General features: G+C 38.3%; 20 protein-coding genes. 11 read left to right on the top strand and 9 right to left on the bottom strand.

Translation table 11 applies throughout. From position 1 onward, the window contains the following. The 3 genes from UXI14_RS02540 to UXI14_RS02530 all read right to left on the bottom strand — a co-directional run bounded on the left by UXI14_RS02540 (window position 1) and on the right by UXI14_RS02530 (window position 2,907). Window positions 1-495 carry a DUF192 domain-containing protein gene (locus UXI14_RS02540; RefSeq protein WP_277898172.1) on the bottom strand — a complete coding sequence of 165 codons (495 nt, stop codon included), beginning with the start codon at window positions 493-495 and terminating at the stop codon, window positions 1-3. Beyond that, window positions 492-1,316 carry a prolipoprotein diacylglyceryl transferase gene (gene lgt, locus UXI14_RS02535; RefSeq protein ID WP_335964681.1) on the bottom strand — a complete coding sequence of 275 codons (825 nt, stop codon included), beginning with the start codon at window positions 1,314-1,316 and terminating at the stop codon, window positions 492-494. Before lgt ends, UXI14_RS02540 begins: the two co-directional genes overlap by 4 nt. A gap of 133 nt (window positions 1,317-1,449) precedes the next feature. Continuing rightward, window positions 1,450-2,907 carry a BCCT family transporter gene (locus UXI14_RS02530; RefSeq protein ID WP_335964680.1) on the bottom strand — a complete coding sequence of 486 codons (1,458 nt, stop codon included), beginning with the start codon at window positions 2,905-2,907 and terminating at the stop codon, window positions 1,450-1,452. A gap of 238 nt (window positions 2,908-3,145) precedes the next feature. Between UXI14_RS02530 and argS the strand changes: the two genes are divergently transcribed. Next, window positions 3,146-4,927 carry an arginine--tRNA ligase gene (argS, locus tag UXI14_RS02525; RefSeq protein WP_335964679.1) on the top strand — a complete coding sequence of 594 codons (1,782 nt, stop codon included), beginning with the start codon at window positions 3,146-3,148 and terminating at the stop codon, window positions 4,925-4,927. Window positions 4,928-5,441: 514 nt separating this feature from the next. Here the strand turns inward: argS and UXI14_RS02520 are convergent. Both UXI14_RS02520 and UXI14_RS02515 read right to left on the bottom strand, forming a co-directional pair. Further along, window positions 5,442-5,792: a DUF6686 family protein gene (locus tag UXI14_RS02520; RefSeq protein WP_277898176.1), complete on the bottom strand. Its 351-nt coding sequence runs from the start codon at window positions 5,790-5,792 to the stop codon at window positions 5,442-5,444. Between the two features lie 27 nt (window positions 5,793-5,819). Continuing rightward, window positions 5,820-6,722, bottom strand: coding sequence for a DUF6607 family protein (locus UXI14_RS02515; RefSeq protein WP_335964678.1), 903 nt, complete (start codon window positions 6,720-6,722; stop codon window positions 5,820-5,822). Between the two features lie 111 nt (window positions 6,723-6,833). On the opposite strand from UXI14_RS02515, the gene UXI14_RS02510 reads away from it, so the two are divergent. The 5 genes from UXI14_RS02510 (at window position 6,834) to UXI14_RS02490 (ending at window position 13,265) form a co-directional block, all read left to right on the top strand. Beyond that, complete coding sequence (locus UXI14_RS02510; protein ID WP_335964677.1) at window positions 6,834-8,957, top strand: TonB-dependent receptor plug domain-containing protein; 2,124 nt, start codon at window positions 6,834-6,836, stop codon at window positions 8,955-8,957. Between the two features lie 6 nt (window positions 8,958-8,963). After that, window positions 8,964-10,361 carry an HmuY family protein gene (locus UXI14_RS02505; protein WP_335964676.1) on the top strand — a complete coding sequence of 466 codons (1,398 nt, stop codon included), beginning with the start codon at window positions 8,964-8,966 and terminating at the stop codon, window positions 10,359-10,361. Between the two features lie 12 nt (window positions 10,362-10,373). Then, the gene (locus tag UXI14_RS02500; RefSeq protein ID WP_335964674.1) at window positions 10,374-10,820 is read left to right on the top strand and encodes a DoxX family membrane protein; all 447 of its coding nucleotides are present in this window, start codon (window positions 10,374-10,376) and stop codon (window positions 10,818-10,820) included. Between the two features lie 253 nt (window positions 10,821-11,073). After that, window positions 11,074-11,847, top strand: coding sequence for a membrane metalloprotease (locus UXI14_RS02495; protein ID WP_277898181.1), 774 nt, complete (start codon window positions 11,074-11,076; stop codon window positions 11,845-11,847). A 56-nt stretch (window positions 11,848-11,903) separates the two neighbouring features. Beyond that, window positions 11,904-13,265: an MATE family efflux transporter gene (locus UXI14_RS02490; protein WP_335964672.1), complete on the top strand. Its 1,362-nt coding sequence runs from the start codon at window positions 11,904-11,906 to the stop codon at window positions 13,263-13,265. Between the two features lie 41 nt (window positions 13,266-13,306). On the opposite strand, the gene UXI14_RS02485 is transcribed toward UXI14_RS02490, so the two are convergent. Beyond that, window positions 13,307-15,364, bottom strand: coding sequence for a hypothetical protein (locus tag UXI14_RS02485; protein WP_335964670.1), 2,058 nt, complete (start codon window positions 15,362-15,364; stop codon window positions 13,307-13,309). Between the two features lie 198 nt (window positions 15,365-15,562). Here UXI14_RS02485 and ffh point away from each other — a divergent pair, with 198 nt between their 5' ends. From ffh to UXI14_RS02470, 3 genes are all read left to right on the top strand, one after another. Continuing rightward, window positions 15,563-16,891 carry a signal recognition particle protein gene (ffh, locus tag UXI14_RS02480; RefSeq protein ID WP_277898183.1) on the top strand — a complete coding sequence of 443 codons (1,329 nt, stop codon included), beginning with the start codon at window positions 15,563-15,565 and terminating at the stop codon, window positions 16,889-16,891. Window positions 16,892-17,019: 128 nt separating this feature from the next. Continuing rightward, complete coding sequence (locus UXI14_RS02475) at window positions 17,020-17,319, top strand: four helix bundle protein (RefSeq protein WP_335964669.1); 300 nt, start codon at window positions 17,020-17,022, stop codon at window positions 17,317-17,319. Window positions 17,320-17,407: 88 nt separating this feature from the next. Beyond that, window positions 17,408-18,298, top strand: coding sequence for a tetrahydrofolate dehydrogenase/cyclohydrolase catalytic domain-containing protein (locus UXI14_RS02470; RefSeq protein ID WP_335964668.1), 891 nt, complete (start codon window positions 17,408-17,410; stop codon window positions 18,296-18,298). 45 nt (window positions 18,299-18,343) lie between these two features. Here the strand turns inward: UXI14_RS02470 and UXI14_RS02465 are convergent, their stop codons facing one another. From UXI14_RS02465 to rho, 3 genes are all read right to left on the bottom strand, one after another. Continuing rightward, a complete protein-coding gene (locus tag UXI14_RS02465) occupies window positions 18,344-19,357 on the bottom strand; it encodes an AI-2E family transporter (RefSeq protein WP_335964667.1) in 1,014 nt (337 codons plus the stop codon). Between the two features lie 97 nt (window positions 19,358-19,454). Continuing rightward, window positions 19,455-20,402, bottom strand: coding sequence for a mechanosensitive ion channel domain-containing protein (locus tag UXI14_RS02460; RefSeq protein WP_335964666.1), 948 nt, complete (start codon window positions 20,400-20,402; stop codon window positions 19,455-19,457). A 144-nt stretch (window positions 20,403-20,546) separates the two neighbouring features. Next, window positions 20,547-22,253, bottom strand: coding sequence for a transcription termination factor Rho (gene rho / locus UXI14_RS02455; RefSeq protein WP_335964665.1), 1,707 nt, complete (start codon window positions 22,251-22,253; stop codon window positions 20,547-20,549). Window positions 22,254-22,445: 192 nt separating this feature from the next. Between rho and UXI14_RS02450 the strand changes: the two genes are divergently transcribed. Then, entirely contained in the window at window positions 22,446-22,856 is a 411-nt protein-coding gene (locus tag UXI14_RS02450; RefSeq protein ID WP_335964726.1) for a DUF4293 domain-containing protein, read from the top strand. 236 nt (window positions 22,857-23,092) lie between these two features. After that, a complete protein-coding gene (locus UXI14_RS02445; RefSeq protein ID WP_335964664.1) occupies window positions 23,093-24,979 on the top strand; it encodes a hypothetical protein in 1,887 nt (628 codons plus the stop codon). The last annotated feature ends 98 nt before the right edge of the window (window positions 24,980-25,077 follow it).

Below are 25,077 nucleotides of genomic sequence, written 5' to 3'. Positions count from 1 at the left end.
TTATTTGGTTTCCTTGTAATTTATACGGTCTCCTTTTTCGATCTTTAATTCGTCAGTCATTCCTCCGTTTAATTCCAAAACATATTTAGCGGGAAAGTTGGAAGGTAAAGACGCCTCATTCATGGGATGTGCATTCTTTACAAGGCTCACTATTTTTTTATCGGCATCAATATAAATTATGTCCAACGGGATTTCGGTATTCTTCATATAGAAGTACCGAGGCTCTTCATCTTCAAAAATAAAAAGCATTCCACGGTCTTTTTTCATGGAAGGGCGGTACATAAGCCCGGTTTGCCGTTCGTATTCATTATCGGCAATTTCAATGTCTATTTTTTTTACGGAAAGCGAATCACCTTTGTAAATACTCAATTCGCCCTCTTTTTTAAAGGAAACAGTTTCTGTTTTCACTTCTTTTTTGGTGTTGGATTCACAACTAATAAGCGTTAAGCATAAAAAAATGAGTACTAATAAAACCCTGAATAAAAAATTAATCATGATTTGCTTTTTGAAGGTTTAAACATGAAAAAGAAGCCTGCAATAATGAAAGGGATGCTAAGCCATTGACCGGTGGAAAGCAAACCGAGTTCGTTTTCAAATCCGCCTTGCGATTTTTTATAAAACTCAGCAATAAACCGCACGGTCCATAAAAGAACCAAGAACAGTCCGAAAATATAACCGAGTTTCTCCTTTTTGTTGGTTTTCCAATAAGTGTACCAAAGTATAGCAAAAACAATTATATACCCAAAAGCCTCATAAAGCTGGGCCGGGTGCCGTGGAAAAGTCTCGCTAAGTTGCTTAAAGATAATTCCATAATCGCTATTGGTAGGTTTTCCTACAATTTCAGAATTGAAAAAATTTCCCAACCGCACAAAAACGCCACCAATTGTTACCGGAATAACAATGCGGTCCAGAATCCATAAAATGGGCTTTTTTATAACCCTTTTGCTGTAAAGATACATGGCAATAATAATACCAATGGCTGCACCATGGCTTGCAAGTCCCCTAAAGCCGGTAAATTTAAATTCTGGATTAAATTGTACGGGAAGAATAATGCTCAATGGGTCTTTGACGAACATTTCGGGTTCGTAAAACAAAAAATGTCCTAATCGGGCGCCTATCAATGTTGCCAAAACGGTATATATAAAAAGAGAGTCCAGTGCTTCTTCAGGTTGTCCTTCGTTTTTATAAATTCTTTTCATCAAGAACCAGCCCAATGAAAAGGCAATAACAAACATTAAACTATAATAGCGAAGCTGAAAAAAACCTAAGTCTAATAGAACCCCGTTTGGGTCCCAGGTAATACTTATAAAGTGCATTATCTATATATATTTTGGGTAAATATAGTTATAAACTTCAAAGTTATAAAGTTCGGGGTTGGGTATTTGTATAATACCTATTGTAAAATTCTGTTAACCATGACTGCTTACTATATATTTACCCCGCACAGCATTACCTGTTCTTTATAAGTTCCCGCAAAAAAAGAAAACACATAATGGGTATAAAAATGGCAAAGGGCAACGAGGTTATAATAAGTATTTTTTGCAATGCAATAAGCATGTCTATGTCTGGGCGGGCATTTCCAAGCATAAGCATGGCAATGCAAAATACGGTAACTATAATTCCCCATAGTAAACGATGTGCTTTTTTAGGGGTTGTTTTTCCTTTGTCGGTAAACATGCTCAAAACAAAAATGGCCGAATCTATGGAGGTAAGTAAAAAACCGGCAAGCAGTAGAACCACGACCATATTGATAAAGAGATGATAGGGGAACTCGCTAAAAAATACAAAAACCGATGTAAAAACATTTCCGAACTCGTTATTGTAACTGCCCCAATTTTCAATAATCCTAAAAGCATGGTCGCCAAAGCTGCTAAACCATAAAAAAGTTCCCAACGAGGGGATAACCATTACCCCCAATAACATTTCCCTTATAGTGCGCCCCTTGGAGATACGTGCAATAAACACTCCTGTAAACGGTGCCCAAGCCAACCAAAAAGCCCAATAATAATAAGTCCAATCGGTTAAAAACGCTTTCCCTGGGTTGTAATTGCCCAAGGCTAGACTTAAGGGGATAAAATCTACGATGTAATGATATAAAGCATTAAAAAAAAGCTTTAAAACCGATATAAAATTGCTATTCAGCAAAACAAAAAGCAAAAGTAAAAAAGTAATAAGAATGTTTACCTTCGAAATATTTTTAATGCCTTTATTGATTCCCTTCCATGCCGAAAAAGAAGCCAATAAACAAATAATGACCGTTATACCTATGGTGTGGTTAATTGTAAATTGATAATCGCTTAAATGGTTAAGCCCACCGTTAATTTGTGTTGTGCCAAGGTCTATGGCACCTACAAGTCCGAAAACAGTAGTAATAATAACCAGAATATCAATAGTATTCAATACCCATTGGTTGTGCACACTTCCTGCAACAGAGGCGCTTATGAGTCCTTTTTTTTGTTCAGAAAACAAATAATAACCAATAATCAAGGCAAAGAGCCCATAAAAAGCCCAGGCAGTAAGCCCCCATTGATAAAAAGTATATTCCAGCGCAAGGGTATTGTTTAGAGTTCCCGTCTGCAAAGGTGGATTTACAAACATAAAAACGGGTTCTTGTACGGCCCGCAACAAAATACCGGCTCCCATGCCGGCACTATAAAGCATGGCAATCCAGGACCATCTGGAATGTTCGGGAGTATCTTTTGGGGTACCCAGTTTGACCTTCCCCAAGGGAGAAATTGCTATGCAGAGTAAAAAAATCACACTAAAAAAGCCCAAAACCAAATAAAAGTTTCCAAACCAGTCCCTCACCCATAAAGACCAGTTTTCTATATAATTATATACCCCTTGCGGGTCCATAAATGCAAAAACAGCAAATAAGGCAAAGAAGCAAATGGGTATGGCAAGCAAGTAAAATTTTTTAAAATGCAAAAGACAGATTAAATTAAGTGCAACGGAAAGATATAAAAGTTTTATTAAAATGCAGGTGCTTTATTTTATTATATGGATATCTGGAAAACAGGCCATAAATGGTTATCTTTGCACCCAAATTTTTAAAGCTATAAAGAAAGGGCAATGTGCTTATGCCTGTGCCCTTCTTTTTTTCCGGACGGTTTTATAATCAATAAAATACTAAAAATTTAAGCGCGTGAATATTCAAGATATTATAGTTGCCAAGGTTGAAGAAGCTATAAAGTCGATTTATAATAAGGAAATTGAAACTGTGGAATTACAAGCTACCCGCAAGGAGTTTGAAGGCGATATTACAGTGGTAATCTTCCCTATGTTGCGTACCATTAAAGGAAACCCGCAGCATATAGGGGAAGAAATAGGAGCCTATTTGGTGGCCAATGTAGCCGAAATAGCAAAATTTAACGTGGTAAAAGGCTTTTTAAATCTTGTAATTTCTGATGCTTTTTTTGTAGATTTTTTCAATTCCATCAAAAAAGAAAAACATTACGGATACCAAAGCCCCGCTCCGGGAAGCAAGGCCGTAATGGTTGAGTATTCTTCGCCCAATACAAATAAACCACTCCACTTGGGGCATATTAGAAATAATTTATTGGGGTATTCTGTAGCCGAAATTTTACAAGCCTCCGGGAGAAAAGTATATAAAACACAAATTATCAACGATCGTGGCATTCATATTTGCAAGTCCATGTTGGCTTGGCAAAAGTTTGGGAACGGAGAGACACCACAGTCCACTGGATTAAAGGGCGATAAACTGGTTGGTAATTATTATGTAGCTTTCGACAAGGCCTACAAGGCCCAAATTGAAGAAATGATAGCCAATGGCATCGATAAAAAAGTAGCCGAAAAAGAAGCGCCGTTACTTTTGGAAGCACAGGAAATGCTACGCAAGTGGGAAGCCGGCAACCAAGAAGTGGTAAATTTATGGAAAACCATGAACGGCTGGGTTTATGAGGGCTTTAATGAAACCTATAAAAACCTGGGCGTAGATTTCGACCAGTTGTATTACGAGAGCGACACCTATTTATTAGGGAAAGATGTGGTAGCCGATGGTTTGCAAAGAGGGGTGTTCTTTAAAAAGGAAGACGGCTCTGTTTGGATAGACCTTACCGATGAAGGCCTTGACGAAAAAATTGTGCTCCGTGCAGATGGAACCGCCGTTTACATGACGCAAGACATAGGCACGGCCATACAGCGTATAAAAGATTATCCCGATGTTGGCGGACTTGTTTATACCGTAGGAAACGAGCAGGATTATCATTTTAAAGTATTGTTCCTCATTCTAAAAAAACTTGGGTTCGATTGGGCAGATAACCTTTACCACCTAAGTTATGGAATGGTCGATCTGCCTAGCGGAAAAATGAAAAGCCGCGAAGGAACCGTGGTTGATGCCGACGATTTGATAGTAGAAATGAGCCGGACTGCTGAGGAAATCTCATCAGAATTGGGTAAACTGGATGGTTTTTCAAATAAAGAAAGGCAACAGTTGTACAAAACAATCGGGTTGGGGGCATTAAAATATTACATACTTAAGGTAGACCCTAAAAAACGTATCTTGTTCGACCCGAAAGAATCCATAGACTTTCAGGGGAATACGGGCCCGTTTATACAATATACCTATGCCCGGATACAATCTATTTTAAGGAAAGCCGACTTTGATTATGCCCAGCCTATTGACAATAATTACCATTTGCATGAAAAAGAGCGGGAGCTTATAAAACAGCTTCAATTATTCCCTGAAGTTATACAAAACGCCGCATCCAACTTTAGTCCGGCGCTAATTGCTAATTACGTATACGATTTGGTCAAGGAGTTTAATTCATTTTATCAAAATGTTTCCATTTTGGGGGCCGAAAACACTTCAGAAAAAATAACCAGGGTACAACTGTCCAAAAAAGTAAGTGAAATTATAGCCGATGCTTTAAGTCTATTGGGGATTACCGTTCCAGAGCGTATGTAGTTTCAGGTTGTTACGCTGTTATGTTGCTATATTGTTGAGAGTTGAGAGTCCAGAGGTTCAAAGTTGCAAAGGTTCAAGGTTTAATAACTTATCCCTAATCACTTTTCCCTTATCCCTAACCCTTAATAACCATTAACAAATAACTATGAAGCTATCAAAACCTCATAGTATAGAAAGTGTCTACCGAAGTATTTTTTGCAAATAGTTAAGTATTATGAATATGTGAGAAAGTACTTACTTCAATGACCAAAGTAGCGCGTGAAAAGACCAAAGTACGACGTGAATGCATCAAAATAGCATATAATATAGCAAAGCATCATTTCAATGTATTATGCAGGGCATCGGTTTAAGGAAGTAGGTATCCCGTATGCCCATGAAGGATTTGGCGGTTAATTATAAAGGCTTTAAGTGCCATGGTAGCATAGAAAACCCCTAAAATGGCTTAATTTTTAGGGGTTTCTTTTGTTGCAACGCAACGTTAAACTAACAAACTCAAATAATTCGAAAACAAATATTAGTTAGGGAATAACTTGTAATCGATATCTTTAAAATCTATAAACTCATAGCTGGGCGTTCTCAACCTTATAAGCAATATAAGTTCTTCAACCTCTTGTTTGTTCAACAGGATAAGCAAATTAGACTGTATGGTCGGGATCGGGATGCGCTTATCGTAAACAGAATGTTTGTATTCTTCTTCCCAATAGGCCACTTCTAAGTTGAATATGTATTTATGAAAACTTTCAAACTCGGCTTCGGTAAAATTAAAGTTGAGGTTGTTGAACAGTAATTGATACATACGGTTATGCTTGCAATAAATAAGAATCCCGTTTTTAGATCTATTTAATATTTGAAGGTGTTTGCACATATCAATTACATTTTATTAATAATCGGTTTATTCTTCAGCAATAAAACTGTCTATAACAGCTTCGATATCTTTTTTGCTACTGTTAGGCGGCATGCCAAACAAGTGGGCAAAAAGCGGTTTGTTGTCCACGCTTTTTTTAAGGTGAATGTCTTTGTTCTCATTAAATAACCGTTGCCATTTATTTCTTACGACCTCCCAGAAAGCTTGGTTTTCTTTCCACCAATCTTGAGCCGCTTTGCACTTGGTATCGTCTACCTTTGTATAGGTATCATATCCCTTTTCCTGAGCAAGCACAAAGTCTTTTCCATCATCGTCTCTCACAATTTTATCGTTGTCCTGCTCGTGCAGCCAACCATAACCGGTTATGGCATGTATGTTCCTGCGTTTCATAACATTATAATCGTCGCGAACGGTATGCTCCCTTCTCGGCAGGGGGGCATCGGTAGTGTTTACCCAATAATCCTTACCGTCTACATGGAGCCAAGTGGCCGTACCTTCGTAGCGCGGGCTGTCGTCTACTTGAAATACCTTTTGTGTCCATTGCCCTTTTACGTCCTTATTGTCCAGCGAAGTGTACTTCCAGGTCTTGTCTTTGTAAAATTGATAAAGGTCGGTGTTCTCATAAAGCCAATCCTGTCTCCAATGCTTGATAATCATGGTGTCATTGGCAATTAAAAGGTGTTGCATTACAACCTTTTCGGGTTTATCTTCTACCAATTGCACCCATTCTAGGGCGCCAACCTGTTTAACTTTGGAGGGCTGGTAGGTAGAATCTTTGGCGTTGTTAAAAGTTTCGGCAAAATTAAAGCGGACTTCATAACAGCCGCACATAGCTTTAATGCTTTCCAGGTCTTCTTTCTTTTTTTCCTGTGCAGTTAGGGTCAAGGCCTGTAAAGTTGTTGCAAGGCCTATTAACATTAGTTTTTTCATTGTTGATGTAATTAGTTTTTCAATTTGAATAAGACAAAAATATAAAATTTATTTAGATTGAATAAAAATAACTATATATTTGTGAAAAATTATTAAGAACCAATCTAAATAATGAAGCAACTAACAAACCTGATACTATTCTTAACAATAAGCTTTGGGTATGCACAGGAGGTTAATATGATAGATTCCCTGGCAATAAACAATTTGGAAGAAGTGGTAATAACGGGCCAGTACAATGCACAGTCCATAAAAAAGTCGGTTTACGAAGTTTCGGTAATAAGCAAGGCCGATATAGACAGGCAGGCGGGAAACAACTTGGCCGATATTCTTAACCAGACGTTGAACATAACCATTCTCCCCAGTGCATCCACGGGAAAGTCGCAAGTACGTATGTTTGGTCTCGACGGGCAATACGTAAAGATTCTGGTTGATAACATTCCGCTGGTAAACGATGAAGGATTTGGGAACAATACCGACCTTACCCAGATAAACCTGGACGATGTCGAACAGATTGAAATCGTAGAGGGTGCCATGGGGGTGCAATATGGAACCAATGCCGTGGCGGGCGTTATAAACATAATCACGAAAAAGTCGTCCCGGCACAAATGGAAGATAACCCCTTATATCCAGGAAGAAACCATAGGCAACGAGTATGGATGGTTCGATAAGGGCAGGCATATTCAATCGTTGAGCATAAGCCATGACCTGTCTAATAAATGGTATGCCAATGCCATGTTTACCCGTAACGATTTTGCGGGCCTTTGGGGCGATAAAGAAGGACAAAATTATGCCCAAAACGATGGGAAACGGGGGTACGAGTGGCTGCCAAAAATACAATATAACGGGAAGGCGTTGCTAAGTTACAACGGAGAGCATGCCAAGTTGTTCTATAAGTTTGAATATTTTAACGAAAAGGTTTCCCGTTACGATTCGGTGGTACGGTCAAACGAAAACCCATCTACGGGTACGAACAATCCTATTTCTTCTGATGAGATATTTACTTCCAACAGGATAATGCATCATTTAAATGTCAATGGAAACTTTAACGGTGGCGTTACTTACGATGTGTCGTTTTCTTTTCAGCAACAAAAAAGAAATGCAGAAACCTATAATTACCGTATTCCAACACGGGAAAAATTTGACGTGCAGGATTTTGAGTACGAATCACGCAAGATATATTATTCAAAAGGGATGTTCAGCAATTTCATGGCCGCCAATGCTTTCGACTTTCAATTGGGGTACGAGCTTAATGCCACCAATGGTTATGCATCGGCTATTTCGGGCGATTTTGGAGGGGAGAACATCGACAGGTATTTGGGCGCTTACGATGTTTTTGCTTCCGCAGAATACATACCCGGAAACAGGTTTTCGATAAGGCCGGGTGCAAGGGTGTTCTTTTCCAATAAGTTCGATACACAAACGGCATTGGAGCTTTCATCAAAATACCTTTTCGACAACAACCTAGAGCTCCGGGCAGTGGTGGGTACAGCACCCCGGATGCCCGATTTTACCGAGCTCTATTCGTACTTCGTAGACACGAATCACGATATAAGGGGCAACGAAAACTTAAAACCCGAACAAGGAACATCTATTTTTGTACATGCCAAGAAGTCATTTGTTTTTAATAATGGTTTGATGCTTAAAAGTAAACTGTCGCTGGGTTATATTAATGTAAAAGACCGCATAGAACTTATAATTGTGAACAGCTCTCCTTTGGCATACCAATACAACAACATCGATAAATACCGTACATGGAACATCTCTTTTGCCAATGGTTTTGCATACCAAAACTGGAGCGGGAACCTCGGGGTTTCATATTCGGGCGTTTCCAAAGTTTTGGACAGCCGCGATTATAACGATGATTATCTTAACGCATTGCAATTAAACGCAAATTTGGCATATACCATCCCGGACTGGGGCACTACCTTTTCAACCTATTTTAAGCATAACGGACCCGAATACCAATTTGTACAGCAACAAGATACCGATGGAAACGCTGTATTGGTACGCGGTAAACAAGATGCATACAGCTGGTGGGATGCATCGGTACGTAAATCATTTTTAGAAGATAATAAATTACAAATAACAGTAGGAGCTAGAAACCTATTAAACATAACACGCGTGAATACCACGGCCACAGAAGGCGGCGCGCATTCCGGTCCTCCAAGCAGTGTACTGCTGGGCTATGGCCGGTCTTATTTTATAAAACTATTGTATAATCTAAACTTTAACTAATTAATCATGAAAAAAACAATATTATTATGTGGCCTGCTTTTGGCCTTTGTACTGTTTTCTTGCAGTAGCGATGACGACGGAGGAACTACACAGCAATTTGTCGCGGCTTTTGAAAACCCTTCAATGAGTTTTACCGCAGACGATGCGTCAAAGGAAGTAAAACTGGTATTTTCCAAAACAGCTCCCGAAGATGGAACGGTAACCATTACCTATACAACCGTAAATGCTGAATATGGCACACATTTTACCACCGACCCTTCAGGAGAAGAAGGCACTATAGAAGTCCCTATAACTGCCGGAAGCAACCAATCTACATTTACCTTCAACAAACTTGCAAACCCGATTGAAGGCACCGAAATGTCGGTAAGCTTTAAACTGGAAGCAATTACCAATCCCAATAGCGCCATACAAGGAAATACCACATTGGCTGTAAGCTTTACCGAAAGTGCCGCTGTAGGAGGTGTTATGGCTCCCGAAGTAGGAGGCCCAGATCAGCCTAATCAAGTATATGTGGATTTAAGTGCACAGACCCAAACGGTGGTTAAAAGAGACGCATGGGACTTAGGTTTTTATAGCGGTGAAAGCTTTAGGGTAGTTTTAAATGAATCTGTTTATATGGCAGCAGCTCCATTGGAAGTAACCGATATTGATGCCGTAACAGAGGCCGATGTAGCAGCATTACAACCAAATGTGGCAGTTGGTATACCGGGATCTAATGTATACGTAGATAACCCATCTGGTGATATTCAGGAGACGGTAATTGCCGAAGTTTCTGAAACAGATACCGATAATAAAGTGTATTTAGTAAACCTGGGAATCAATATTGGAGGAAGCATCCATGTGCCGGGCGGTTCGCGCGGATGGAAAAAAATAAGGGTGCTTCGTCAAGGTAATGATTATGTGTTGCAGTATGCCGATTTAAATGCAACGACACATGAAGAAGTTGTAGTAAGCAAAGCAGAAGGTTACAACTTTACTTTCTTTAGTTTTTCTTCAGGAGAGCAAGCTTCTGTAGAGCCTATGAAAAACAAATGGGATTTAAACTTTACACATTATATAGACTTGTTATCCTTTCAAGGAGATAACTACGCATACACCTATCAAGATTTTATAGTGTCTAATACCAAAGCTGGAATAACAGCATATCAAGTTGCAGTTTCTGATTTTACCTATGAAGATTTTACGTCAGAAAATATAGTTGAAGCCAATTTATCGGCCGATCAAAGAAGTATTGGAAGTAGCTGGAGAAACGCTGGAGGTCCCAATGCCCAGCCTTCCATAAAAGAAGATGCGTTTTATGTTCTTAAAGACGCCGACGGGAATTATTATAAAATCCGCTTTACGGCTATGTATAATGAAAGTGGAGAGCGTGGGTATCCTAAATTTGAATACAGTCTTTTATAAAATTTTAAATACATGAAAGTAAACATTCTATTTATAATTCTACGGCTTATTTTGGGCGGGCTCATGGTATATGGAGGGGTTCATAAATTCGAACAGCCCAGTCCGACGCCCATAGCGGTTTTCCAAAAGGCAGAAAAATTTGCAACACCCGAAAAAGAAAGCACGCTCCAAAAGATATTGTACATAAGCGGAGCCAAGCAAACCGGTTATTTCTGGCAGGTTTTGGGAGTATGCGAGCTATTATTTGGTTTGCTCCTTATTTTTCAGGGCACCAGTTTTATAGGGGCAATTTTTCTTTTGCCCATAACCTTGCATATTTTTCTGTTTCATTATTTTTTGGAATCAGATGAAATGGGAGAATTATTAAAAACAACAGGCCTGTTGCTTATCAACATTGCATTGGTATTGAAAGAATACAAAAAATGGAAACCCTTACTCTGGGTAAACCCCATGAGTTAAGGTATAAAAATATTTAGTTGACTTATTGTTAATTAGATAATTAGTTATTTCATTAATTCAACGTGGTGAAGGGGTGCTTTTGCAAAAGGGCATCCCTTTTTTTTCGTGAGACCCGAACCACAAAAGCGTTTGGCACATTGTGTTTCGTGGTCTCACGAATCTTGCATTGGGCAGTAACTATTGGTTCGTGTTCATGGTTTGATGATGAACGTCATTTCATTCATATTTAATATCTTGCAACAAAAACCACTAAATGTCTAAACAACTAATCAAAGCTGCCCTGCTTTCAACAATTCTATTTCTATCGGCTTGTTCCAAGGACGACGACATACAAGATAACGGTAATTCCACGATAGGAAACAGGTTGAGCACCGGAGACTCGGCCCATGAAATTTTATCAGATGAAGAATTTACAGATATGGTTATTGAGGTTGTATATGTAGAAGGCTATCAACCCTCTCAAATTTCATTGAATAATTTAACAAGCTTTATCAAACAACGTTGCTACAAACCAGGGGGTATCGAGCTTAACTTGCGCGCAATACAGGCCCCGGGAAAAGAAACATATACAATTCAGGAAATAGATAGCATAGAAAGAGAAATAAGGTCGCAATATAACAACGGAAAAAGGTTGGCGCTTTTTATTTCTTTTATGGACGGAAGTTTTAATGAAGATACCGATAGTTCGGTTGTCTTGGGGGTTGCCTATAGAAATACTTCTTTTGTTGTTTTTGAAGAAACCATACAAACGCTTAGCGACCAAATTACAGAACCGGACAGGGATTTGTTGGAAAGCACGGTATTGCGGCATGAATTTTCTCATTTGTTGGGTCTGGTCGATTTGGGTACCGATATGCTGACCGATCATCTGGATACCGAAAACGGCCATCATTGCAATGTTGAAAGTTGTTTAATGAATTTCAAAGTAGAGTCGGGGGTAAATTTAATCGGGATGTCATCGGAAGAAAACATACCAAAACTGGACCAACAATGCCTAGCCGATTTAAAAGCAAATGGAGGGAAATAAAACATTCGTTATTTTTCAAAATCGTATACCAATTAAAATCCCTATTTTTATAAGTAATGGAGAAGGGGAACATTCATACAGAAGGTAAAATATTGAATGCGATTTTACGATTGGCTTTTCCTATAATTATGGCCAATGTTTTGCAAACCATGTATCAATTGGTAGATACTTTTTGGTTAGGTAGGCTAGGAGCCAATGCGGTAGCAAGTGTAAGTTTAAGTTTTCCAATTTTGTTTTTGGTGGTTTCTTTAGGTGGTGGGTTAACACTTGCAGGTACCGTTATTGTATCGCAACACAAAGGTGCCAACGACCAACGAATGGTAAACTATGCTGCTTCTCAAACCGTTATGGTTATTTTTTTCACCTCTATTTTGTTAGCGGTTGTGGGTTATTATGCGGCTGCTCCACTAATGAAACTGGTTGGTGCCGGTAATGAAATATTAAACGACTCTGTGGCATACTTTAAAGTTTCGTCTTGGGGGTTTATCTTCATGTTTATGTTTTTTGTATACCAATCGCTTATGCGAGGTATTGGCAACGTAATGATTCCTATGTACATAGTTTTAGGGACCGTTTTACTCAATTTGGTGCTAGACCCACTTTTTATTTTTGGTTATGGTGCTATTCCCGGTTATGGAGTAGCCGGTGCAGCTGTTGCGAGTATTTTTACACAAGCAATTTCGGCCTTCATTGGTCTTTTTATTCTCTTTAGAGGAAAAAGAGGGATAAAAATCAAATTCTTTCATATGAAGCCGAATTTTCCCTGGGTAAAAAACTTATTTGCACTGGGTTTGCCATCGAGTCTAGATCAATCGAGTAGGGCTGCAGCAATGACTGCCATGGTTATGTTGGTTACCAGCTACAGCAGTGATATTGTTGCTGCTTATGGTGTGGGCGCCCGAATTTTGAGTTTGGTTATTGTTCCTGCTTTAGGGCTTTCTATTGCAACCACAAGTTTGGTTGGACAAAATATTGGAGCCGGAAGAATGGATAGAGCAGAAAAGGTAGGCGATTTAAGTACATTAATGGCGGTAATAGGGCTCACTGTTTTAGGAATGTTGCTATTCTTTTTTGCAGAGCCTTTAACTCGGTTTTTTGTTCCAGATAATCCCGAGGTGATAAAAGAAGGGGCAACATTTATAAAAATTATGGCACCAAGTTTTGGGTTATTGGGTGTGCAACAGGTATTAAATGGAGTATTTAATGGTGCCGGACTAACAAAGGTCTCGATGTTGATATCAATATGCGCATTATGGGTAGCTCGTTTCCCTATGGCTTTTATGCTTTCTAATAAAACCGATTTAAATTACGAAGGTATTTGGTGGGCCTTCCCGGTTTCTAATGTTATTGCAGCAATTATTGCATTTTCATATTACAAAAGCGGTAGCTGGAAAGTAAATCAACCGCAGTTATTATAGTTAGGTATTGTTTAAATAGTTCAATAGGATAACGTTAGGGTTTATAAAATAATCTTCCCATTCTTATCAAAAACCCGATAGCTGTAATAGTTTTTTCCAAATAGAAATTGATCTTCTGTTTTGGTGATAAGGTCTTCAGCATTGTAATTCAAAAGTTCCATGTCTTTGTAAGCAGATAGCAAAATTAATTTAAAATCTTGGGTAATAATCCAATTTAAATATCGATCGTTCTTCATAACAGTATATATAGAAACAGCACCATCCAAATTTATGTTTTTGAGTATTTTTTTGGGAAATTCTGAAGTTATATTATTGTTGTAATCAGTAAAAGACATGTCGTTGGTAAAGTTTATATAAAAATCTTTTATATATCCTCTTTCTTTCAGCTCCCATAAATAATTTTGTTGAGAAACAATTTGTATGATATGTTCTTTTTGAGATTCAAAATTAAGAAAAGGGGTTATGCTGTCTTCTAAGCTCATAGTCAGGTCGTAATATAGGCTATCTTTATCCTTTTTATTTTGAATTTTTGCAGTCCAACATTCACCGCTAAAGCTACTTGAAGAAATATTGGCTATTAAAGATTCTTTGATATTGTAATTTTTTACTAACTCTTTTTCTCTTATGAGCAGGTCTGTTAATTCTTTATCAGGATTTTCAATTCTAGACTTTATTGAATAGGGGAAATCTTTAGTAACTAATAAAAATCTATTATCCAGTTGGATGTCCTTTTTATTTAAATAATACTCATAATTTTTTAAAATATTATAAAAATGTAATGTGTTAAAAGTATCAATATCTGTATTGATTAATATTGAAAATAATTCATCTTCAAATTTTTGCCTATTCATTTTTGATGCATTGGCAAAAGCCTTCCCTATTTTGTTTGAAGATGAAAAGTAATGGCCCTTTTTGGGGTTGCCGATTTTGTAACTGCTCCCTAACAATAACTGAACAATATCAAAATTTAATTTCTCTAGATTATTTATATAAGTATTTCTTTCATCGGATGCAATACTGCTATTTGCTACTCTATATGTATAATCATTTAATAAACTTAAAGAGCTATGAATGAAAGCATCCCAGTTTGGAATTGCAGCTGATAAAATTGTCATTTCCATTAATTGAATGTTGGGAGAATTATCAAAGCTGCAACTTCCCGCAACTTGATTGTTTCTAGCAAGATTTAAGGCTATCTTATTATTTATTAATGTGTCGGCAAGCATTATTAAGTCTCGATTGTAAACCGAGCTGTCTTTTGCATATTCGATAGCCTCTTTTAACAATTTGTTGTAGTGCTTATCATATAATTTTAAACTATCATTTAATAATGGCCTTTTTTCTTCCCATTCGTATATAGCATCCATTGATTCTTCAAAATTATCTTGATCATAAGTAGGTTTGTTGGTAACCTTTTCAAAATAGGTCATTAAGGAGTCAATGATCGTAACTTCAAATTTATGAAAAGAAGGCCTGTCGGTGAATTCTGAATTGTAAAAGAGGTTAAATGATGGATTCACATACTTGTCTGTGTAAGCAATGTAGTTGTTATACTTTTGTGGAATAGATTGAGAATTAAAATCTTTTAATAAATAAAAACCTCTAATGTACCCCTTTTTTGCATAATTAGACTTTGGAGTATATTTGTAGATGATGTTTTTGAATTCTTTATTTTTAAAATCAGTTTCGGTAAAAGAAATAGTTTTATCTTGAGAATTGCCTATGCTGTATGTATTAAAGTCGATTTTTATTACATCTTTTTTGCTTTTGTAATCAAAGGCTTCATAACTTGATTTTACAATTAGTAAGTCAAAATCAGTACGAAGATTTTTATACGTTTTGATGAGAGTATTAAAATCAGTAGTTTTAAGAAGCTGTTTAATGAAAATATCCGGATTATCGGTTTTTAATTCGAAATAATGCCCTGTTGTTTGCGGCAATGAATAAAAAGGCTCGCCTTCATCTGTTTTAAATGAACTGTTTATTGAATCTACTTTTTTATTAAGTTTTTCTATATATGGATCGATATTAAAATCTTGTGAAAACAAAGAGAGATTGATAAAGTAAATAAATAGAGAGATAAGTAATTTGATTTTCATAATGTAGTGTATTAGTAAAAAAGTATATCAAAAAGCAGACCGAACTATTAATGAATAAAACCTAAACCAATAACTCCAAAATAACTTTCGCACTTCTCGTTCAAATTCTTAAATTTGCATCTCTCAAGAAATTAGGGATAAAAACTTCTTGAGAACCGAGATGTAAATCTCGCAATACAAGTAAAGCAGCAAGATATTATGTTTGATAATTTAAGCGAAAAGTTAGATAAGGCGTTTCATGTACTTAAGGGGCATGGACAGATTAGCGAGGTTAACGTTGCCGAGACCTTAAAAGAAGTACGCCGCGCATTATTGGATGCCGACGTGAACTTTAAAACCGCAAAAGAATTTACCAATACGGTTAAGGAAAAGGCACTTGGGCAAAATGTATTAACCACCCTAAAGCCCGGCCAGTTAATGGTAAAACTCGTAAAAGACGAGTTGACCGAATTAATGGGCGGCGAAGCGGCCGATATTGATTTGTCCGGAAATCCATCGGTGATTTTAATGGCAGGTTTGCAAGGATCGGGTAAAACCACTTTTTCGGGCAAACTAGCCAATTTCCTCAAAAATAAAAAAACAAAAAATCCACTTTTGGTAGCTTGTGATGTGTATCGCCCTGCGGCGATAGACCAATTACACGTGGTGGGCGACCAAATTGGCGTTGAAGTATATTCCGATAAAGAAAACACCAATCCCGTTGCAATTGCCAAAGCCGGGATTGCTCATGCAAAAGCAAATGGACATAATGTGGTAATTGTTGATACCGCTGGACGTTTGGCAGTCGATGAGCAAATGATGGACGAGATTTCAAACATTCACAAGGCCATTCATCCAAACGAAACCTTATTTGTGGTTGACTCTATGACGGGGCAGGATGCCGTAAACACCGCCAAGGCCTTTAACGATGTGTTGGATTATAACGGGGTAATCCTTACCAAATTAGATGGGGATACACGTGGTGGTGCCGCTTTGTCCATTAAATCGGTAGTTAACAAACCCATCAAGTTTATCGGTACGGGCGAGAAAATGGATGCTGTAGATGTTTTTTACCCTGCACGTATGGCTGACCGTATCCTTGGAATGGGAGACGTGGTGTCGTTGGTAGAAAGGGCACAAGAGCAATATGATGAAGAAGAAGCCCGCAAACTCCATAAGAAAATTGCCAAGAACCAATTTGGTTTTGATGACTTTTTGAGTCAGATACAGCAAATAAAGAAAATGGGGAGTATGAAAGACCTCCTCGGAATGATTCCCGGTGCAGGAAAAGCATTAAAAGGAATGGACATAGACGACGATGCCTTTAAAGGGGTTGAGGCAATTATTCATTCCATGACCCCTGAAGAACGCTCAAACCCTTCCGTGTTGAACGGAAGCAGAAAAAAAAGAATTGCCAAGGGAAGCGGGACTTCTGTTCAAGAAGTAAACCAACTGTTGAAGCAATTCACACAAATGAGTAAAATGATGAAGATGATGCAAGGCGGTGGCGGCCGTAAAATGATGCAGATGATGCAGGGGATGAAGTAGATTTATTATTCCAGGTTTAAAGTTCAATGTTAATTAATGGCTACGATAAAATCTTTTGAAGATTTAGAGATATGGAGACTTTCAAGGGAGATTAATAATACTATCTTTGAAATCACGCAAAGACAGCTTTGAATAGAGATTATGCGCTTAAAGATCAGTTAAATCGTTCTTCTGGTTCGATAATGGATAACATTGCAGAAGGATTTGAGCGTAATGGAAATAAGGAGTTTATTCATTTTTTAAGCATTGCAAAAGCTTCTTGTGGCGAAGCTAGGTCTCAGTTATACAGAGTTAGTGATAGAGGATATATAGATAACGATAAGTTTGAATTAATTTACAATAGATTGATAGAGATAAGTAGGAAGATAAGTTCCTTTATGATGTACCTTAGGAAATCAAATTATAAAGGAACTAAATTTAAATTATAAAGGGCATATCCAGCACCTTAAATCTTGAACCTTGAACTTGGAACCCTTGAACTAAAAAACTAAACAACATTCAGTAAAAAACCATAAAATGGAAATTCTAGACGGAAAGAAAATATCCAATCAAATAAAAGACGAAATTACAGTTGAGGTTGATAAAATGAAGAAAAATGGGGAGAAAGTCCCTCATTTGGCCGCTGTACTTGTTGGAAACGATGGCGCCAGCCTTACGTATGTGGGGAGCAAGGTAAAATCTTGCGAGCGTGTAGGTTTCGAATCCACTTTGGTAAAAATGCCAAGCACAACAAGTGAACTGGAATTGCTTAAAAAAATTGAAGAACTTAATAAAAATCAGGATATCGACGGTTTTATTGTTCAGCTTCCACTCCCGGAACAAATCAATGAACAAAAAGTACTAATGGCCATCGATCCCGATAAAGATGTTGATGGTTTCCATCCGGCAAATTTTGGTAAAATGGCATTGGATATGAGTACTTTTATTCCGGCTACGCCATTTGGTATTTTAGAATTGTTGGAGCGGTATAATGTAGAAACCAAAGGAAAGCATACGGTAGTGATTGGGCGTTCGCATATTGTGGGCCGTCCCATGAGTATTTTAATGGGGCGAAAAGGATTTCCGGGAAACTCTACAGTTACCCTAACACATAGCCATACCAAAAATATTACGCAAATAACATCGCAAGCCGACATTATTATTACCGCATTGGGGCAGCCCAATTATCTAAAAGCCGAAATGGTAAAAGACGATGTGGTTGTAATTGATGTGGGGATTACGCGTGTTCCCGATGAAGACGCACCACGTGGGTATAAGATTACCGGAGATGTGGATTTCGAAAACGTAAGCAAAAAGGCAAGTTATATTACACCGGTACCCGGTGGCGTAGGACCCATGACTATTGCAATGCTTTTAAAAAACACACTGTTGGCAAGAGAACGCCACAGGGCAAAAAACGGAAATTAAAATTCAAGATAGCAATGCCTCGATGATAAATTGGGGCATTGTTGATTATGAGCTTCCGTATTCGTTTTTATAAATTTTTACCAAGAGCAAAAAGAGGCTTAAAAGCAACGGGCCAAAAATAAGGCCTATAAAGCCAAACAAGGGAACACCAATTATAACTCCAATAAGGGTAATGAGCGGGTGCAGGTTTGCCAATCGGTTTTGTACAATAACCCTAAATACGTTGTCGGTAGAGCCCACAACTGCAATACCATAAATTAATAAACCTATAGCTTGCCAATTTTCTCCTTGAGATAACAATAAAATAGTTACGGGAACAATCCCCAATGCCGTTCCTATAAATGGTATCATAGACCCTACCACAGTTACAACAAACCAAAACAAAGGGTCCTTTACGCCAAAGATATAATATCCGATTAAAGCTACGATACCTTGCATAAATGCTACCAAAGGAATGCCTATTGCATTAGATTTTACAATATCGGAACTTTCTTTAGAAATAACCGCTATGTTTTTATCGCTCAGCGGGATATATTCCAAAAAAATAGATTGCAATTTTTTTGCATTTATCAGCATAAAATACAATATAAAATACATAATGGTAACGGCAATAACAGTATCAAACGTAGAACCGACCAATCCCTGTATTTGGTCCGAAACCCACGATGTAATATCTTTTGTGTTTATTTGAGAAAGGAAATCAATGCCGATATAACCTTCAATTTGATCCAATTTCGACTTTACTATTGTTGTGAGTTCTTCTGAATTTGAAGCGGCTTTTTGAATTTTAGAGGAAAGTAAAAGTATAATTAAGGAAATAGGAATTACAATGATGAACATGGAAAGAACAATTACAATGGCTGCTGAAATCCATTGCTTAAAGCCTTTGTTCACAAGTTTTATCATGAACTTTTTAAAAATCACATAAATTGTAATGGCGCCTAGAATACCAGATAGATAGGGAACCATTTCTTTTGCAATTAGGTAGCCTAAAACTATAATAGTGGTAAGCATAAACAATTGGCGGGTCAATGCAGGGCTCAAGCGATCTTTATTCATATGCTATGGTTGGAATTTGTCCTTGTCGGTGCTCAATATAGCCCGCATGGATGTATTAAAGTTATAAAACTTCCTGCATAATAATGTTAATTAGTGCCTAAATTTTAGAAGTATCAATGTCGGTTTTGGGCAAATCATTAACAATGACCCTTGTTTTTGCAAAGCTGTCGGGATAATTTTGTTGAATAAACGTGATTAACTTTTCCCTGATATAAACGCGTAGATCCCATGCCTGTGGAGAGTTTTTGGCACTCATCAATGCCCTTATTTCCACATAATTTTCTTTACAATCGGTTACTTGTAGAACATTGGCCTTGCCGTCCCATAGATTGTGTCCTTCCAAAAGCCGGGTAAACTCTTTTCGTAAAGCATCAAAAGGAACATTGTAGTCCGTATAAATAAAAACGGTACCCAAGATGTCGGCATTGGTGCGTGTCCAATTCTGAAAAGGGGTTTCAATAAAATAAGTAGTGGGTAAAATCAACCTGCGTTTATCCCAAATCCTTACAACCACAAATGTAAGCGTGATTTCTTCCACCCATCCCCATTCGCCTTCAACAACCAATACATCGTCAAGGCGAATGGGCTGTGCAATGGCTATTTGCAAACCGGCAAGAATGGTGCCTATAACCTTTTGGGCCGCAAAGCCAAGAATTATCCCTGCTACTCCTGCTGAAGCAAACAAGCTTATCCCGAGCTTTCGCACACCATCAAACAGCATTAAAATAGCGGCAATGGAAATAAGTACGATAATAAAAATAATAATGCGTTCCAGAATATTGAATTGGGTGTATAGTTTCCTGGCGTCCAGATTGTTTTCGATGTCAAGGCTATAACGCTTTAGATATCTTTTTTTTAATGCTTTTAAAATGGCAATAAGTATCCATGCAATACTTATGATTAACAGTATGGAACTAATTTTGCCTACTATGTATTCGGTTTCTTTATTGAAGTTTAAAAAGCTGTGCGCGCCAGATTTTAAAACGAGCGAAACCACGAAAAAGAGAATGGGGGAGATTATTTTTTTTGAAGTCAATAGTGTCATAAATTCCCGAATTTGTTATAAAATAGAAAAACTTTTTTAATATAACCAGCTAATTAACAAGCTTATAACCTATAACGATATCGAAAAAAAAGAGGCTGCCTTTTCGGGCAGCCTCTTTGGAATGTATGATGCTTTTATATCTTTTTATTGATTCATGGTCATCAAAAATTCTTCATTGTCCTTGGTCATTTTTATGCGTTGTTCCATAAATTCCATTGCTTCAACAGGATTCATGTCCGATAGGTATTTGCGCATAATCCACATACGCTGAATTGAATTTTCATCCAACAATAGATCGTCACGACGTGTAGAAGAAGAAATAAGGTCAATGGCAGGGAAAATACGTTTGTTGGCAATACGTCTATCCAATTGAAGTTCCATGTTACCGGTACCTTTAAATTCTTCAAAAATAACTTCATCCATTTTAGAACCGGTATCGGTCAGCGCAGTGGCAATAATGGTTAAAGACCCGCCTCCTTCAATATTCCTGGCAGCTCCAAAGAAACGTTTGGGCTTGTGTAGGGCATTGGCATCTACACCACCGCTAAGTACCTTGCCACTAGCGGGCTGTACGGTATTGTATGCTCTTGCCAGTCGGGTAATGGAATCCAAAAGGACCACTACGTCATGGCCGCATTCTACCAAACGCTTGGCTTTTTCAAGCACAATATTGGCAACTTTTACGTGCCTGTCCGCAGGTTCGTCAAAAGTCGAGGCAATTACTTCGCCTTTTACGTGGCGTTGCATATCGGTTACCTCTTCTGGACGTTCATCAATTAATAAGATAAGTTGATATACTTCTGGATGATTGGCCGCAATAGCATTGGCTATATCTTTCAATAGCATGGTTTTACCTGTTTTAGGCTGAGAAACTATCATTCCACGTTGCCCTTTTCCGATAGGCGAAAACAAATCTACGATCCTTGTTGAAAGAGTACTGTGTTTTTCGGCAAGCCTAAATTTTTCATTGGGAAAAAGTGGCGTAAGATGTTCAAAAGAAACACGGTCCCTTACAACTTGGGGATCCAGTCCGTTAATTTGGTTCACCTTAATTAAAGGGAAGTATTTTTCTCCTTCTTTCGGAGGCCTAACGGTCCCCTTCACGGTATCCCCGGTTTTTAAACCAAACAATCTAATTTGCGATTGCGATACATAAATATCGTCGGGGGAAGATAGGTAATTGTAATCACTGCTTCTCAAAAAGCCATAACCGTCCTGCATAATATCCAGCACGCCTTCACTTTCCACAATACCGTCAAATTCAAAATCGGGCTCTCTGTAACGGTTTTTCTTCTCTTTGTCAAAGTTGTCCTTGTCTTTTGGCGTATTGCTTTTTTTGTGCTGTTGCTGGTGCTGTTGGTTGCGCTGGGAATTTGTGTTGCTGTTCTCTTTGCGCGGTTTGTTATTTTTGGTGTCGTTATTGTTTTTGGTATCGTTGTGTTTTTGTGTAAACTGCTTTTTAGGTTCCTCTTTTTTAGGTTCTTCCTTTTTTGAGCTTTCTTTTGGGGCCTGCTCGGTTTTTGGTGCAGTTTCTGTTTTGTTTTTTGTAGTTTGATCTGGGGAAGAAGTGTTTGTTTTGGAAGTATTGTCCCTAGAATCGGTTGGGTTGGTTGCTACTTTTTTGGTAGTTCTGGTACGTTTCCTTTGTGCAGGTTTTTTTGGACCCTGCTGGGTATTGCTTGCGGTATTCTTTTCATTAGCTACCGCATTTGGGCTTGCTGCTTGTACATCTAATATTTGGTATATTAAATCGTTCTTTTTTAGAGATTTGTATTTGGGGATACCAGCTACTTTGGCAATCTCATGCAACTCAGCAAGTTTTTTTGCTTTTAAATCTGAAATTTCAAACATTGATTAAATAAATAATTATTATTGGTTTGAGGTGAAAAATGATAGTTTTTCGTGAAAATCTTTATTGAAGTGCAAAAACAAACGTAGTAAAGTACTCGTTTCGAATTGACTACGCAATAATACAAATTTATTTTAATAAACAAGCATATTTTTTAGAAAAGAACATTATTTTTGCCAAACAAAAAGAGAAAAGTGTTACAGCGCATACAAACCATATATTTACTTTTAGTAGTTATAGTAAACGGTGCATTGCCGTTTTGGGTGTATTTGTGGACAGATGCTAACGGAGCAGCAGTATACGCCGAAAGCGATGTTTTGTACTCGGCACTGTTTATAGCTTCGGCCATATTGGCTTTTATCACTATTTTCTTGTTTAAGAATAGAAAAAATCAATTTGTGTTGAACAGATTGAACATGATATTAAATCTTTTTTTACTAGGATTTTTCGTTTATCGGTCGCTAATCTTATCCGGAGAAATTAATATTTCTGAGAAGGGTATTGGGATGCTTCTACCTGTAGTTTCTATCGTTTTTTTAGTGTTGGCAAACAGAGCCATTAAAAAGGACGAAGATCTCGTAAAATCTGTTGATCGGTTACGATAAACCTAACATCTTAGTATATTAGTGCGTGAAGCCCGGGTGAAGATCCGGGCTTTTTTTATGGACAGGTTTTAAAAAAAATTGTACGGCCCTACGTTTTGTCGGAATTATCCAACATGTTGTCCGGGGGCATGCTTGTCAATATTTTCCATACCACTAATATGGCGTTATTGGCAACATTATGTTTTAATCTTCTGCATAATTAAATACATTCGTGGGGATTTAAACAAATTTTATCAATGCTATTTTACAGCCCCCATTCCCCCATAAAGAAAATAGTAATTGCCTGCCTTGTTGTATTTGGTTTGGTAGGCAGTATTTACGGTTTTAGCAAACTTTATACAAATACGGTAAATAAAAATTATGTCCTAGCCCCTGTTGATACCGACGGAGATGGCCTGACGGACGATATTGATAAAGACGATGACAACGATGGAATCCCCGACTTATGGGAAGACGAATGCGAAGTGAAGGGAAATTTCGGTCCCCCGCCGGCACCCACGACCTCAAGCAATGTAGTCGATGCTATTTATTCTGATTATAAAGGATATTGGCAGTCTTCAACTTCAAGTATCAACCCCGTTTCTTTTGATGACCATGCCACGCTTTTGGCATTTAAGGCCATGGGAAAAACCTATGCTACCGGAGCCGGTATTGCAAATCCAAGAATGAAGGACACTGATACGAATGGAAAATTCGACATGATCGATACCGATAACGATGGTACGGGAGACCTCCCCGTTGAAGAGACTACTTGGGTGGCCCTTAAACCAGTTACCCGGATTACAAACGGGATCCGGTTGGAAGGGAGGGCCATAGATGGCGACTTGAACAACGCAAAGGGACCTTTGTTAACGTCGGGCGGGATACCTTTTAACCCCTATTTATACGAAGGCGAAAGAGGGCTCGATATGGCCTATACCATTGCAAATATCGGGAATGCATGGTCTTTTAGGCTCGGTGGGAGTGTCGCCGATGCTTATGACGATGGGAATATGGATATTCTTTTAACCCAGGGCGCAATGTTATTAAGCGGTACCAATTACAATAGGCTCCACCTGCTCGATGCCAATGGAAATTACCTTGGGAATGGGGTAGAGGTAAACTGGAACAATATTCCCGTGGTCGGTAATTCAATAGTAGACCAATACAATCCAAACGATACAGAAAGCCAAAAAAATGCACAGAAGGGAATACGCCTTGCCGCGGTAGAATTATCCGAATTTAATTTAACCGAGGCCGAAATAAGCCAGGCCGTTGTGTTCAGGTTGGAAATATCCAGTGGCGCCGACCCGATTTTCTTTGCCGTAAACGAAAACAGCTTTGTCCCGGGCTGTATTTCTGTCGATACCGACGGGGACGGGATTGCAAACAGCCACGATTTGGATAGCGATAACGATGGCATATTCGATGCCGTTGAGGCCGGTCACGGTATACCCATTAATACCAGCGGAAGGGTTGCGGGCACTGTTGGTACAGACGGCATCCCCGATAGCGTGCAAATGGCTTCCCAGGCAAATAGCGGGAATATAAATTATAATATTGCAGATTCTAATACCGATAACCTGCCCGATTATATTTCGTTGGACAGTGATGCCGATGGATGTAACGATGTTGTAGAAGCCGGGTTTAACGATGATGATTCTGATGGGCTGTTAGGAAGTGCACCGCTTTCGGTTAATGCTTCGGGCGTAGTTTTGGCACAAGGGGGATATTCCGTTCCCGCAGATCTCGACACTAATGGCACTTTTGATTATAGAACTCCCGGAGGGCAACCCAATATTTTGGTACAACCACAAAACACAACCCTTTTTGATGGATATCCAGGCACCCTGAGCATAAATGCAGCCCATACCACCGGTTATCAATGGCAGTTAAGCACCGATGGCGGCATAACTTATGCCAATTTAACCAATGACGATACTTATGCAAATACCAACACAAACACGCTAACCATTAAAGAAGCTTCTTTTTCCATGGAAGGTTATATATATAAGGTGGTGCTAAAAAATACAGCATATGTATGTAATCCAGACAATATTTCTACGGAAGCAATTATAAAAGTGAGGGTTAAAAATGTAATTACCAATAGGAATAAAACCTATCGTGTAAACAAGCCCGATTAATCATGGTTTAAAGGTCTTTTTCCTTTTATGAAGAATGCCTTAACCCCGAACGTTCATAGCTAAAATGCCCATTACACAATAAGGTGTTATCAACTTTA

Source organism: Galbibacter sp. PAP.153, from assembly GCF_037029175.1.
GTDB lineage: Bacteria > Bacteroidota > Bacteroidia > Flavobacteriales > Flavobacteriaceae > Galbibacter > Galbibacter pacificus.
This window is presented reverse-complemented; position numbering and strand designations above follow the sequence as displayed.